Raw genomic sequence first — 13481 nt, 5'->3', positions numbered from 1 at the left:
ATCAAATTACCCAACATACATTTTTGAATGAAGCGCGTTGTTTTGTTGAGTGTTTATTTTAATTGAATTATTTAGTTTAGTTTTCTAGATTATGTTGGGTTGTGCCTCCGGCACACCTAGCGGTGAACGTTCCTCAACCCAACCTACGAACTTGTCCCCCCATCACCCCATCACCCAATCCCCATTTATCCTTCTCCATGTTCTCCAGCTTTAATGGCTGCAAATAACGATGAGTAATCTTGGTTTTGCATTGCCATTTTCATCGCCATATCGAGAACTTTTTGCACACCTTGAATGCTGCTGACGTTTAAACCGGCTTCTTTGGCTTCTTCAATAAAGTAGTCTGTGTCTTTAACTAAGTGCTTCAGGGGGAAGTTGGGATTGGTGTAATTTCCGTCTACCATGCGCTGTAATTTTTTATCAAACGTGGGCGCGTAAACCGCACTTTCACGCAAAATCTTCATAAAAACGTCGGGATTTAGACCCTGAGTTTGGATAAATGCAAGACTAAGACCAAAGGCAGAAGTTAAGGATGCAATTAATTGATTTAGGGCTAGTTTTAATGCCGCTGCACTGCCTACGGAGCCTACTAATATGGGTTCGGGACCAAAATGCTTCAATAATTCCAAGCTGTGTTTGTATTGATCCTTTTGTGCGCCCACCATGACAATTAGTTTACCATCTTTAGCTTCGGGGATGCTGCCAAGTACTGGTGCTTCGATATAGTCTCCACCAGCAGCAACTACTGCATCTCTAATTTCTCTACTTTCTGTAGGAGTAATTGTCCCCATTTGAATAACTTGTTTTCCTGAAACGCTTCGGGAAGACATATCGGAAAGTAAGACGGTATAAATAGCTGCTGTGTTAGTAAGCATGAGGATTACATAATCCGCAGCTGCAATTGCTTGATGGGGATGTTCGGCAATTTCCGCACCTGCTGCTTTCAAATGTTCTAACTTTTCTGGGGTACGATTGTAAGCAATTAACTCCACATCTTTTTCTAACAACCTTTGTGCCATTGGTTGTCCCATTAATCCAGTACCCAGAAATGCGACCTTCATGTTTTAATTCCTTCTTATATATATGTTTTAAAAATAGCAATGCTCAATCAGAGACGTAGCAATGCTACGTCTCTACATTGTTAACCCCCTGCGGCGAATGTCACCATTATTATTACTGAAAGTAAAATTCCGGGAGTCAGTAATCCAATTAACATTAATAAGTCGTGAGTAGACATAATTATTACCTTTTTTTGTTTTTATACCACTGCAATTACTGCCATAGTAAAACAGCGATCGCGTTTATAAGATGAATAATTTTTTATTTTTTTAGATTTACACTTACTCAGGCTTATTGTGGTTGAATAAAACCTTGAAGCGGTTGAGATATTTCTGCTGAGTTTAATCCTTTAGCTTGAACTAAAACGTGGAAACCACCAAGTCCTAATGGATCTAAGAGTTGGTGTAGTGAGTCGCGCCGCTGGAGTAAAGTAGATAAAGGTTGTTTTGACTCCGATAGAGTCGCTACACGTTCACCTAATCCCAAAGCCATCAGAAACAATCCTTGTTGGGTTAAACCCACTTTGTGGAAACCACGGCGATCGCCATTTTTTTCTAAAGCTGTAAAATCAACGTGGGCGGTAATATCTTGTAGCCCAATGTTAATATACGGGTTGTTATGACGATGGTGTTGACTGTAGCACTGTAAAGTTCCGCGATCGCGTCTGGGATTATAGTAACGGTTTTGAGTATAGCCATAATCAATTGTTAACACATAGCCGCGCTGCAAACGGTTTTCTACTACACCTAACCATTCCAAAGCGGCTAAATTAATTTCACTACGATATCCATCAGGATATTTATCAATGTCAATTTCTAACAATTTTAAATAGTTTATAAGTTCCTCTGTGGAAGGTTTGTCTGTAATCTCCGTAAATAACTCCCCTTGTCCCCTTGTCACATAAATTTCCCGAAATTCTCCGTTTTCTAAGATAAATTGATGAACGGGGAAAGCGTCTACTAATTCATTGGAGAAAAAGCATCCGGTGACAGAATCATTTGGGATTTCTTCTAATTCGCACCAGCTAATTTTAAAAGGTTTTAATCGCTGCTGTTGAAGCTCTTTTAAACCAGGTGATTTTTCCACAATTGCATATTTTAATGCTTTGAAAAAATCGGGATATTTTTGTTTAATATAGTTAAGAATATCTGCGGCTAAATGCCCTTGTCCCGCACCCATTTCTATTAATGAAAACGGTACTGGTTTTCCCAATATTTCCCACATTTGCATAAATTGAATTGCCAACATTTCACCAAAATCAGCGCCAAGATGTACGGAGGTGAAAAAATCGCCTTCTTTCCCTAATTTTTCCGCGTGTTGGGAATAATAACCGTATTCTGGGTGATATAGCGCTAAGTCCATATATTCGGCGAAAGTGACCCGCTGCTGAGGACTTGCGACGATACGGTTAGTGATTTCTTGGGTTAGTTCGGGGTTGGATTCCATATTTTTAATTATATAGGACTTACGCAACTGGCATATTTTGGTCCTAGGGTGCTGTGACACTTCGCTTGATTTCTAACGCAATATAATGGTTTTGTGTCACGCACCGTTCCCTCGGTCTTGTAACAATTGCGGCCATTCCTGTTATATTATTTCTCATGATTTCTCGTTACAAGGTTCTGTCTGGGAACGAGTTTTTCAGCTTTTTATAATAAATTATTATATTTCTCCAGCATAATTAAAAGATTTAAAAAATAAAAACAATTTAATATTACAGTAAACTATAGCCATTGTAAAAAGTCCCCAAGATATCCAATAATCGGCAATTTTTAGCATCCACAGACTAGTTAAAATCAATCCAACTACATCAGCAATCAAAACTGGTAAACGTTCGCGAACATTCCAAGTTTGAATTATACTTTTTGCCCGATCAATTTTTATGTTAGCAAATAAATTAAACCAAATTAAGCTGCTTAAAATAATAATAGAACCCCATCCTAAATCTATTGAAGATAAATAAAATCCGAACAATTCTATAATAATTGTGATAATAGTAATCTTTTGAAAAATATCTAAACGAACATCTTTAACTAAAGCTTTGGCATTCGCAACAAGTTGTAAATCTTGATTTGCCATATTAGCTTGTTCTATAGAAAATAAAAATATTCCCACAGCTAAGAACTGATAGGTTAATTCCGTATTCCAAATAACTTGTCCTAATATTCCCAGACAAGCAGGAAAAAAAAGTAAAAATATAATTAGAGATAACGACATAATTGAGGTTAAAGGTCAAAGGTTAAAGGTTAAAGGTTAAAGGTTAGGAATTAATAATTATTTGCTTCCTCTACCCCCTCTCCCTCATTTCTTAACACCTAATGCCGATTCCCTAAGAAAATTAAAAAAAGATTTTAAATTTTGAACTGTTATACACAATCCAAAATCCAAAATCTAAAATTGAGTTTATCCGTCAAAGGTTAGGAATTAATAATTATTTACTTCCACTACCCCCTCTCCCTCATTTCTCAACACCTAATGCCGATTCCTTAAGAAAATCAAAAAAAGATTTTAAATTTTGAACTGTTATACACAAGTCAAAATCCAAAATCTAAAATTAAGTTTATCTGTCAACGGAACCCATAATTACGTCAATACTACCCAATATCACCACGATATCGGCGACTTTTACACCTTTCAATAATTCGGGTAAAATTTGTAGATTATTGAAGTCTGCTGGACGAATTTTCCAACGCCAAGGGAAGACGTTATTATCACCAACTAAGTAAATTCCTAATTCACCTTTACCGCTTTCCACACGGGAATAGATTTCACCTTGAGGAATCTTAAAGGTAGGAGCAACTTTTTTCGCAATATATTGATATTCAAAGTCGTTCCACTTGGACTTTTTACCTTCCTGCATTCGCTTGGCTTCCAGGTTTTCGTAAGGTCCACCAGGAAGTCCTTTAAGAGCTTGCTTGAGGATTTTGACCGATTCGCGCATTTCCGCCATTCTTACCACATAGCGGGCGAAACAGTCTCCAGCGGTTTCCCACTGCACATCCCAGTCGAAGTCGTCGTAACATTCGTAGTGGTCAACTTTGCGTAAGTCCCATTTGACCCCAGAAGCGCGTAACATCGGACCTGATAGTCCCCAATTTATCGCTTGTTCGCGAGTAATTACGCCAATTCCTTCTACACGACGGCGGAAAATGGGGTTGTTGGTAACTAAACGCTCGTATTCGTCTACTTTGGGTAAAAAGTATTCGCAAAATTCCATACATTTATCTACCCAACCGTAGGGTAAATCAACCGCTACACCACCGATGCGGAAGTAGTTGTTGTTGACCATGCGATAACCTGTAGCGGCTTCCCATAAATCGTAAATCATCTCACGTTCGCGAAACTGGTAGAAAAAGGGAGTTTGTGCGCCGACATCAGCCATGAATGGGCCCCACCATAATAAGTGGTTGGCAATGCGGTTCAATTCCAGCATGATGACGCGGATGTAGCTAGCGCGTTTAGGAACTTCGATATCCGCTAACTTTTCCGGTGCGTTCACAGTAACGGCTTCGTTGAACATTCCCGCTGCGTAATCCCATCGACTCACGTAGGGAACGTACATGATATTAGTACGATTCTCGGCGATTTTTTCCATTCCCCGGTGCAGGTAGCCGATAACAGGTTCGCAATCAACTACGTCTTCCCCGTCCAAGGTCATGATTAGACGTAAAACCCCGTGCATCGAAGGATGGTGCGGTCCCATGTTCAGCACCATCGGTTCGGTGCGAGTTTCCATTAATGCCATGAATCAGTAATTCTCCCCATATAAACTTTTTTTTTGCATTCACCCCTAGTTTAAATATTTAGTCGAATCTTTAGCCAAATATTTGTTTATGCTCGCGATTGGGAGGGTGAAGATAAATAATCAGCCATTTCTTTTATTATGAAGGATGAAGAAAGGTAAAGTACATTATTATGTTGCAAAAGTCTGAAAATTAGCTGCTGATTGAGAAAAAAGTATGTGAATTACTTGCTGTATGGTTTTTTGAGGATGCAGCTATTCAGCCGACAAGTCAAGGTACAGTTAATACAAAACTACTACTAGACCACATTAATTATGCGGGGTGAGGACAGGCAGAGGGAGCGGAGGAAGCAGGGGGAGAAGAGGATTTTAGATATTTCCAATTGCCCCTCAAAATTAATATGGTGGAGTAATACTAAGCTGTTACGCATTTAATTTGTATTTGACTAGCGGGCAAGATGCCCGCACTACAAAAATTTGATATTTTCGTTTTATACAATTTAGCTGCACATCAGCTTAGTAGTCCATTTCATTAGTTCTGATGAGTAATAAATTCGTAGTGCGAGCGTCCCGCTCGCTGGTTGCTTTTAGCCAGCTGGTTGCTTTTAGCTCGCTGGTTGCTTTTAGCCAGCTGGTTGCTTTTAGCTCGCTGGTTGCTTTTAGCTCGCTGGTTGCTTTTAGCCAGCTGGTTGTAACGAGCGTGTGCGGAAGACAGCAGATTCGCGCAGCGTCGCACTAAGCTATTGGTCACGAGCGAGCTAGAAGCTCGCACTACGAGCGCGTTATCCATCAAAATTAATGTGGTGGACTACTTACCACTTGGCCACATAAGTTATGAGGGGTTTGCGTAGTGCGAGCGTCCCGCTCGCTGGTTGCTTTTAGCTCGCTGGTTGCTTTTAGCTCGCTGGTTGCTTTTAGCTCGCTGGTTGTAACGAGCGTGTGCGTAAATAGACCACTACGTTCTTTGTGTATCCCACAGACTCGGAACGAGTTAACTGGTAACTGATTCGCCGTTGCGTTAAAATTCGAGCAGCGCAAGCATTCCCTGTTTTATCTACCTCATGCTGGACCTGCAAACTCAACTTTACCAACTAGAACAATTCGCGAATACGCTGGTTTCTAACCAATTAACTCACCTCAGTTTACTAAGTATCGGCATCATTTTTCTGGCTGGGTTACTTACTAGCCTCACTCCCTGTATGCTTTCGATGCTGCCTATTACTATTGGTTATATCGGCGGTTATGAAACGAAAAGTCGCTTAAGCGCAGTCATACAATCGACTTGGTTTGCTTTGGGATTGGCAACTACTTTGGCAGGGCTTGGTATTATAGCAGCAACGGTAGGAAAAGTCTACGGTCAAATTGGTATCGGTTTACCGATTATTGTCAGCATCATTGCAATTTTGATGGGATTAAATCTACTCGAAGCTTTACCATTACAGCTTCCTTCTTGGGGTGGTACCGAATGGATTTCTCAAGAATTACCCCACAGCGTGAGAGCATATTGTATAGGTTTAAGTTTTGGTTTGGTAGCTTCTCCTTGCAGTACCCCGGTTTTAGCAAGTTTACTGGGATGGGTTGCCACTACTAAAGATTTAGTATTAGGTGCGGCTTTGCTGCTATCCTATACCGCAGGTTATGTTACACCGTTGATTTTGGCAGGTACTTTTACTGCTTCAATTAAAAAGATAATCGAAATACGTCGCTTTTCTGGTTGGGTTAATCCCGTTAGTGGAGCGTTATTAGTTGGATTTGGCGTATTTTCATTGATTTCTCGGATTCCCTTGTAGAAAGCTACGCACTGCTATGTCTCAAATAATGCGAAATCACAATTGTTCATAAATAAAAAATAAAGTTCTTGTAGGGTGTCTTAGATGCACGACTATATTCTGTTAAAACATATAATCTTAATACATCTAACGCACCAAGGGTTGTTGGTGCATTACGGCAAATTTTCACCTGTTCTTTTTCCTATCGAATCTCAAAAAGTCGTAACACACCCTACTAATAAATTATTTTATCCTCTTAGATATAAAGTTAATCCAAAATCTAAAATTCAAAATCCAAAATTAAATGACTTTAGAAGAATCTTCACAAACACCGTTAACAGCATTTACAAACTTTATCCGCAAAGAGTTTCTACCAGTACTTACAGATTTAAGGTTAGCAATAATTCTGCTGTTAGCGATCGCCATCTTCAGCATCACTGGTACGGTGATTGAACAAGGACAATCTATCGCTTTCTATCAAGAAAATTACCCCGAGAATCCGGCTTTATTCGGCTTTTTGACCTGGAAAGTGGTGATAATTCTGGGTTTAGACCACGTTTACCGTACCTGGTGGTTTCTAGCTTTACTAATATTTTTCGGCACTAGTTTAATCGCTTGTACTTTTACCCGACAACTTCCAGCGCTCAAAGCTGCACGTCGGTGGAAATTCTACGACAAACCTCAAAAGTTTCAAAAGTTAGCGTTGAGTGCGGAATTTGATGTAGATAAAGACAATTTTACCTCTATTCAAAATCTTACCGAAATTCTGCAAAAGCGCCGCTACAAAGTATTTCAACAAGATGCAAACAAACTTTACGCTCGTAAGGGAATCATCGGTAGAATTGGTCCGATAATAGTTCACATCGGTATCGTAGTTATTCTACTTGGCTCAATTTTGGGTGCAATGACGGGATTCATGGCTCAAGAAATGGTTGCTAGCGGTGAAACATTCCAAATTAAAAATATCATAGATGCAGGACCTTGGGCAGCACCACAAGTGACGAAAGATTGGTCTGTGAAAGTAAATCGCTTCTGGATTGACTATACATCAAGCGGTGGTATCGACCAATTTTATTCGGATATGTCGGTATTAGATCGAGAAGGCAAAGAAGTAGACAAAGACACGATTTACGTTAACCATCCCTTACGACACAAAGGAGTTACCCTTTATCAAACCGATTGGGGAATTGCAGCGGTAAAGGTTCGAGTCAACAAAAGTCCGATTTTTAAACTTCCGATGGCTCAGCTTGATACGGGAGGGAAAGGAAGACTTTGGGGAACTTGGATTCCGACTAAGCCAGATTTGAGTGAAGGAGTTTCCTTACTAGCTAAAGATTTACAGGGAACCGTATTAATTTACGATACTCAAGGTAAGTTAATAAATACTGTACGTGAAGGAATGTCGGCGGAAGTAAACGGCGTTACCTTGAAAATTTTGGAAGTAGTTGGTTCTACTGGCTTACAAATTAAAGCTGACCCAGGTATACCAGTAGTTTACGCTGGTTTTGCTTTATTAATGATGGCTGTGGTAATGAGTTACTTTTCTCACTCCCAAGTATGGGTATTGCAGCAAGAAGGTAACTTGTATATTGGTGGTAAAACCAATCGCGCTCAAGTGGCTTTTGAAGGGGAAATGATCGAGGTTTTTGAGCAAGTATCTCAATCGAAGGGTGAAGCTACCAAGTCTTTGGTTTCGAGTTTGTAGATTTGGGGATTAGTAAACTATTTTTTTTGGAACTATAGCTTATGGCATTATCTATTCAGCCAACATCAGTACTCACCCTAGAAGAGTTTTTACAATTACCAGAAACAAAACCAGCAAGTGAATATATTGATGGGAGAATCTACCAAAAACCTATGCCACAGGGAAAACATAGCAGATTACAAACTTGTTTATCTACTAAGATCAATCAAGCAGGAGAACCTCAAAAATTAGCATTAGCACTGAGTGAGTTACGCTGTACTTTTGCTGGGAAATCGATTGTTCCAGATATAGCTGTGTTTGAATGGCAAAGAATTCCTCTAGATGAAAATAATCAGATTGCTAATAAATTTGAAATAGCTCCCGATTGGGTAATTGAAATTCTCTCCCCAAAACAATCTGCGAGCAAGGTGATTCGTAAAATTACATTTTGCATAAAAAATGGGACTAAATTAGGCTATTTTGTTGATGCTGAGGATGAATCAATTACAGTTTTTCAACCAAATCAATTACCGGAAGTTAAAGAAAAACAAGATATTCTACCCGTGTTAAATGTTTTGAAAGATTGGCAACTGACTGTTGAAGATGTATTTAGTTGGTTGAATTTTTCTAAATAAATGTTCGGCAATTTGTTTTTTGCTAATTAGTTAATTCTGAATTAATTTTGAGTTTCTAATTCGGAACCCTTAAACCTATATACTCCTGTTTTTTCTTTCTCTTTCTTCCTTTCGTCTTTTATCTTATCCAAATCAGGACATCTTGGATTATTGTCAAACATATGTGTAGCCCAATGTTGGCAGTTATACCTTAATTTATTCCAAACTCTTGTTTCCTGCGATCGCGATTCTTGAATACGTTGCTCGACTTGATTAAAGGAAATATGATCGGGTAAATATTCTTTGACAATCCAGTCTACAGAGTAGTTTACTTCATGAACGTAACCAAATCCCTTTTCTACAAGAGAATTTTGAGCTTTTACTGTTGCTCCCGTAAAGAAGTGAGCTACTCTAAAACCTTGCTGACTGGGAATAACAACACCATAATGTTCGTAAGCCCTATCTTGTTCATCCTTACAATTAACAGCTACAAGAGTACCAACTTTTATTGTTTCGCCGTTGTTATCGGTAACATCGGGGATTTTATCCAAAAGTGTGATGTAATTTGATAATGTCAGTAATTGATATTCAGTCGTTTTAAATAATGCTTCTGTCCACTTTGGATCTGATTCGGGAATCATTTCGATAATGCGATCAAAAATCTCCTTTGGCTTTTTTATATGGTTGACAAGAGTTTTTAAAGAACGAAAGTGTTGCTGTGTATCAGCTTTATGAAAAGCTGTGTCAATCTCTATATCCAAACAACCAGCAGTACGGTTACAAGTTTTTAAAAAATTTGCAACAATTAATTTTGTGGGTAAATAAAGTTTTAAGGGATACTGTTTGAACTGCCGAAAACCATATCTCTGGTAAAAGCTAACGGCATTTTCATCTATTGCTTCTACTACTACGGCTAAAGATGCAATCTGTGTGGTAGCTTCTAATACTCTTTGTAAAGCGTCAACCAAAATTAATTCGCCTATACCTTTACCCTGATATGCTTTAGTAACGGCAAGACGACCTAGTAAAGTTGCAGGTAGTAGTGGATAGCGAGGTACAGTTTTTGCAAAGTCTTCATTTAAACTAGCGATATCTACTGTATACGAGGAAAGTGTATAGTAAGCAATAATATCGTTATTTGGAGAATCAATTAGCACAAAAACAGTAGAAACCTTTTTCTTAAGTTCTTGGGATGCCTGTTTTTGTATATAATTATCCAAACTTTCGTTTCCACAAACAAATGTTGAACGGTTATGCTTCTTTTTATCGAGCAACTCAATCGTTAATGGCATTATTCTTCATTACTTGCTGGTAACGTAAAGTTGCTTCTTTCAAAGCATCTGAAGGCTGGGGTGGGTTTAAAATTGCCTCAATGAAAGCTTCTGCATCTTCTGTAGTTAGCTTTAATGTTTGTTGCTGTTCGATAACTTTACAAGCAGCAGTTTGAACGCTAGCAATAACAAAATCTGTTAAAGTTACTCCCTGTAAATCTGCGGCTTTTTGCCATAGAGCTTTTATTTCTGGATTAACACGAGCTTCTAAGCGAGCCGTCGTTTTTGGAACGTTAGTGCTACTCATAGAATATGTAAACAGTAGAAACCTTACTATTGTATACGGCAAAATGCCGTATTAGTCTATATTGTTTGTATTTTGGCAATAGATAGGGAATGCTGTTCTTATTTTGTCAGCAGAAAGTTATTCAGCACGATCGCATCTGTTTTACTGAATAATTCTCTATACAGCGTTAAATACGAGGAGGAGACGTTTAAGGTGAAATTAAAAAAATTAGAATTTCAATCCAATCACTTCTGATGAGAAACTTCAATAACGGTATGTACATTACCCCGTGGTGTAAAGTCAGCTTTGACAGTAATTTCTAAAGGGTCGCAAGCTGCAACGATATCATCTAAAATTTGATTGGCTGATTCTTCGTGGGAAATATATCTATCCCTATAGCTATTAATGTAAAGCTTGATTGCCTTCAACTCAACAACCTTCTCATCAGGTACATAAGTTACATAAATCGTGGCAAAGTCGGGATAGCCAGAAAACGGACATTTACAGGTAAATTCCGGCAACGTAATATTGATATTATATTTTCTTCCTATACGCGGATTCGGAAAAGTAATCAGGTTTCCTTCTGTAATCTCGCGCTCGCCATACTTAACTTCTGTATTTATCTCAGCCATTTATAATCAACAATAATTAATAACTTAAATAGAGATTAGGGAGAAAATCTGAAATCAAATAACTCCTAACTCCTAACTCCTAACTCCTAACTGATTACTCCTCTTCCCAATCAGGACAGCTTTCATCTTCCCATCCATGAGGATGCATCCCGCAAACTAACAAATTACCGCTGTAAACTTGTCCATGATAATTACGACAACCCATGCAAGCAGGGTTTTTTTGCGCTGTCGGTTCGACGGGGTAAGGAAAATGACCATTCAAATCATCTCCTAAAACATCCTCAAAATCCCAGTAAACTTCCAAAAATGGTTCTGCTAAATCTTGCAAATACTGGTCAACTTCGGATAGTAACGTGCTTTGAACTTGTTCGCTAAGTTCTTCAGTCATTTCTATAAAAGTATCTACAACTTCTGTCATTCCGATAAAGAAGCGTTCCACTTCATCCGATACTGATTTTACTGCGTCCGAAAAATCTTTTTGCCACTCATCCATAAAAAATAGTCCTCACTTTCTCAATCATAGGACATTTATTTCAATGCTTTAACTGGAGGGTGGCAATAAAAATTCGCAACAACTTAGCTCTACAGCACGCATTTTAGTCAATACTTGATGCTAAATGGTTTCAAATACTATCATGTTCACCCCAAGAGATATTTTATAAGAATTATGTTGTAATATCTATTGACTATTTATCGCGCTGTAACCGACGCAGTTCCTCCTGCATCCGTACAACTTGGTCGCGCAATTTATCAACATCTTCAGGTGGAGAATCTTTGGGTGTTGGTTCCTCATCATCGTCTATGATGTTTATCCGACGGGGTTCCGTGCGAGTTGTGGCTTCACCGCTGGGGCTATTTGCTTCGGATTGGGCTTGATTCATCATATCTTCCACAAACCGACGGGCTTCATCTGTTGTCATTTCACCCTTTGCAACCATTTCATCTGCCAGTTTTTGGACTTGCGATCGCAATTCGGATAAAGTTCCACCTGCTCTTTCGCTAGCATAAGAAGCTAACCCAACACCAAGGTAAAAAGCTTTTTTGACAATATCTCCAAAACCAGGCATTACGCGGGGATACTCCTAAAAACAGGGCAGACCCGGAGACTACGCCTACTGTAAGCATCCCGTATTGCTGCTACCTTCCGGTCCTGACAAGATTTGGGCGTTGCAGTTGCATAGGTCCGAGTCCATAAATAGCATAGCATTAATTTATTTAAATGTGTAACGAGCAATTTGAGTTTTTTAGCTATTCAACTATAAGCCGCCATTCATACAACTTATAGGTAACACAATTATTTTCAACCAAAGGATCGCTGGCTACAATCGCTTCTGCTTCATCCATCGAAGCGGCTTGAAAGAGCAACATCCCACCACCGAATTGCGCCCAATAACCCGTTTTTGCTTGATGTCCTTTCTCTTTTAACTCTTCCACATAAGCTTTGTGAGCGGGAACATATTTATCAAAAATCGATTTATCCACTTTACCTTCTTCTATCTTCACAAACCACGGCATTTACTTCTAATTCCTTGTGTGATGTATCCTCAATTATCGAGGGATTCACCTTAGTTTAGTCTTTGCTATTAAGATTATTTGTTCTTCTGTACCGTTTAAATTGATATAAAACATCAACCGCGATCAAAGCGGCTGCTGCAATTTTTACAAAAGCAAATTATATAATGTCGAGTTTTTCTCAATGAAAATACGGGTTTATGTTTTTTTTAGCGATATTAAATACTTTTATTTTTGGGATATTACTACGAATCGACCTTATCTTTAATTCAACAAATCCGACTTAACCTAATATCGGCAGGATGTCGTAAAAATTTCAGCAGCTAGTGCACTCTATAAATATCTCACAAATAACTTCCTTTAAGTCAAAATACTTATTTTTTAGTTTAATATTAGTATCAAATTCGTGAATCTCTTAACCAACCGCAATGCTTCGACATCCAAATACACAATTTACGGGGTAAATTGTTATAAAAATATAGAAAAGATGGTCTTATTGCTGTGATTATCATTATTAACGAGAATCATCTCATTAAGGCAACGTATTTTCAAGTGTGTAAAAAGTAATGTTTTCATGTATGATAAAAAAATATGTACAATCTGTCTGGACATATTTTCATTTTTTAAATTTATGCATAATGTCAGTTAAATTATTAAAACAGGTTGCATGAATTAAGATTCTTCTGATGTCGTAACCCAACATCACCGAACTATGTAACAAAATGTAAATTGGATTAAAAGCCTTACTCCTACTCCCTTGTCGGGCATTACAATTTTCAATCCCAATCTACTTATAAGAAAAGATGTTGGGTTACGACGCTATATAGATTTGGCGTTAAAAACCTATATCACAGATGCGTCTAACCCAACCTACAATTTATTGTTCGGGTGTTAGCACCAACCTTAGATATT

14 protein-coding genes and 1 other RNA gene are annotated in these 13481 nt (G+C 38.4%); 3 read left to right on the top strand and 12 right to left on the bottom strand.

What is annotated here, in order from left to right; all coding sequences use genetic code 11:
• Positions 1-185: 185 nt before the first annotated feature.
• From VB797_RS03280 to VB797_RS03260, 5 genes are all read right to left on the bottom strand, one after another.
• A complete protein-coding gene (locus VB797_RS03280) occupies positions 186-1061 on the bottom strand; it encodes an NAD(P)-dependent oxidoreductase (RefSeq protein ID WP_323236188.1) in 876 nt (291 codons plus the stop codon).
• A 289-nt stretch (positions 1062-1350) separates the two neighbouring features.
• Complete coding sequence (locus VB797_RS03275; RefSeq protein ID WP_323236187.1) at positions 1351-2505, bottom strand: class I SAM-dependent methyltransferase; 1155 nt, start codon at positions 2503-2505, stop codon at positions 1351-1353.
• 216 nt (positions 2506-2721) lie between these two features.
• The gene (locus VB797_RS03270) at positions 2722-3276 is read right to left on the bottom strand and encodes a hypothetical protein (protein ID WP_323236186.1); all 555 of its coding nucleotides are present in this window, start codon (positions 3274-3276) and stop codon (positions 2722-2724) included.
• A 343-nt stretch (positions 3277-3619) separates the two neighbouring features.
• A complete protein-coding gene (locus VB797_RS03265; RefSeq protein WP_323236185.1) occupies positions 3620-4804 on the bottom strand; it encodes an NAD(P)H-quinone oxidoreductase subunit H in 1185 nt (394 codons plus the stop codon).
• A 529-nt stretch (positions 4805-5333) separates the two neighbouring features.
• Positions 5334-5591 carry a hypothetical protein gene (locus VB797_RS03260; RefSeq protein WP_323236184.1) on the bottom strand — a complete coding sequence of 86 codons (258 nt, stop codon included), beginning with the start codon at positions 5589-5591 and terminating at the stop codon, positions 5334-5336.
• Between the two features lie 271 nt (positions 5592-5862).
• Here VB797_RS03260 and VB797_RS03255 point away from each other — a divergent pair, with 271 nt between their 5' ends.
• The 3 genes from VB797_RS03255 (at position 5863) to VB797_RS03245 (ending at position 8889) form a co-directional block, all read left to right on the top strand.
• Entirely contained in the window at positions 5863-6591 is a 729-nt protein-coding gene (locus VB797_RS03255; RefSeq protein ID WP_323236183.1) for a cytochrome c biogenesis protein CcdA, read from the top strand.
• Between the two features lie 283 nt (positions 6592-6874).
• On the top strand, positions 6875-8275 hold the full coding sequence (locus VB797_RS03250) for a cytochrome c biogenesis protein (protein ID WP_323236182.1): 1401 nt from the start codon (positions 6875-6877) through the stop codon (positions 8273-8275).
• A 41-nt stretch (positions 8276-8316) separates the two neighbouring features.
• Positions 8317-8889 (top strand): Uma2 family endonuclease, encoded by a 573-nt coding sequence (locus VB797_RS03245; RefSeq protein WP_323236181.1) that lies wholly within the window; start codon positions 8317-8319, stop codon positions 8887-8889.
• 41 nt (positions 8890-8930) lie between these two features.
• Here VB797_RS03245 and VB797_RS03240 read toward each other — a convergent pair whose 3' ends face one another.
• The 7 genes from VB797_RS03240 to VB797_RS03210 form a co-directional block, all read right to left on the bottom strand.
• Positions 8931-10160, bottom strand: coding sequence for a GNAT family N-acetyltransferase (locus VB797_RS03240; RefSeq protein WP_323236180.1), 1230 nt, complete (start codon positions 10158-10160; stop codon positions 8931-8933).
• Complete coding sequence (locus VB797_RS03235; RefSeq protein ID WP_323236179.1) at positions 10144-10446, bottom strand: DUF1778 domain-containing protein; 303 nt, start codon at positions 10444-10446, stop codon at positions 10144-10146. Before VB797_RS03235 ends, VB797_RS03240 begins: the two co-directional genes overlap by 17 nt.
• A 224-nt stretch (positions 10447-10670) precedes the next feature.
• Entirely contained in the window at positions 10671-11057 is a 387-nt protein-coding gene (gene queF / locus VB797_RS03230) for a preQ(1) synthase (protein WP_323236178.1), read from the bottom strand.
• Between the two features lie 94 nt (positions 11058-11151).
• Complete coding sequence (locus VB797_RS03225) at positions 11152-11550, bottom strand: hypothetical protein (RefSeq protein WP_323236177.1); 399 nt, start codon at positions 11548-11550, stop codon at positions 11152-11154.
• Between the two features lie 193 nt (positions 11551-11743).
• Positions 11744-12124, bottom strand: a complete 381-nt coding sequence (locus VB797_RS03220; RefSeq protein WP_323236176.1) for a phasin family protein — start codon at positions 12122-12124, stop codon at positions 11744-11746.
• A gap of 26 nt (positions 12125-12150) precedes the next feature.
• Positions 12151-12247, bottom strand: an RNA gene (gene ffs / locus VB797_RS03215) — signal recognition particle sRNA small type.
• A gap of 58 nt (positions 12248-12305) precedes the next feature.
• Entirely contained in the window at positions 12306-12572 is a 267-nt protein-coding gene (locus tag VB797_RS03210) for a YciI family protein (protein WP_323236175.1), read from the bottom strand.
• Positions 12573-13481 lie beyond the last annotated feature (909 nt).

Source organism: Rivularia sp. UHCC 0363 (assembly GCF_034931125.1).
In the GTDB taxonomy this organism is placed as follows: domain Bacteria; phylum Cyanobacteriota; class Cyanobacteriia; order Cyanobacteriales; family Nostocaceae; genus Rivularia.
Note: the sequence above shows the minus strand (reverse complement) of the source record. Positions and strands in the feature narration are given on the sequence as shown.

What these genes read in the sequence shown, in the direction of transcription:
- VB797_RS03210 (WP_323236175.1), bottom strand. Translation starts at nt 12,572, where the DNA reads ATGCCGTGGTTTGTGAAGATAGAAGAAGGTAAAGTGGATAAATCGATT.
- VB797_RS03280 (WP_323236188.1), bottom strand. Translation starts at nt 1,061, where the DNA reads ATGAAGGTCGCATTTCTGGGTACTGGATTAATGGGACAACCAATGGCA.
- VB797_RS03240 (WP_323236180.1), bottom strand. Translation starts at nt 10,160, where the DNA reads ATGCCATTAACGATTGAGTTGCTCGATAAAAAGAAGCATAACCGTTCA.
- VB797_RS03260 (WP_323236184.1), bottom strand. Translation starts at nt 5,591, where the DNA reads ATGGATAACGCGCTCGTAGTGCGAGCTTCTAGCTCGCTCGTGACCAAT.
- VB797_RS03255 (WP_323236183.1), top strand. Translation starts at nt 5,863, where the DNA reads ATGCTGGACCTGCAAACTCAACTTTACCAACTAGAACAATTCGCGAAT.
- VB797_RS03245 (WP_323236181.1), top strand. Translation starts at nt 8,317, where the DNA reads ATGGCATTATCTATTCAGCCAACATCAGTACTCACCCTAGAAGAGTTT.
- queF (WP_323236178.1), bottom strand. Translation starts at nt 11,057, where the DNA reads ATGGCTGAGATAAATACAGAAGTTAAGTATGGCGAGCGCGAGATTACA.
- VB797_RS03275 (WP_323236187.1), bottom strand. Translation starts at nt 2,505, where the DNA reads ATGGAATCCAACCCCGAACTAACCCAAGAAATCACTAACCGTATCGTC.
- VB797_RS03225 (WP_323236177.1), bottom strand. Translation starts at nt 11,550, where the DNA reads ATGGATGAGTGGCAAAAAGATTTTTCGGACGCAGTAAAATCAGTATCG.
- VB797_RS03220 (WP_323236176.1), bottom strand. Translation starts at nt 12,124, where the DNA reads ATGCCTGGTTTTGGAGATATTGTCAAAAAAGCTTTTTACCTTGGTGTT.
- VB797_RS03270 (WP_323236186.1), bottom strand. Translation starts at nt 3,276, where the DNA reads ATGTCGTTATCTCTAATTATATTTTTACTTTTTTTTCCTGCTTGTCTG.
- VB797_RS03235 (WP_323236179.1), bottom strand. Translation starts at nt 10,446, where the DNA reads ATGAGTAGCACTAACGTTCCAAAAACGACGGCTCGCTTAGAAGCTCGT.
- VB797_RS03250 (WP_323236182.1), top strand. Translation starts at nt 6,875, where the DNA reads ATGACTTTAGAAGAATCTTCACAAACACCGTTAACAGCATTTACAAAC.
- VB797_RS03265 (WP_323236185.1), bottom strand. Translation starts at nt 4,804, where the DNA reads ATGGCATTAATGGAAACTCGCACCGAACCGATGGTGCTGAACATGGGA.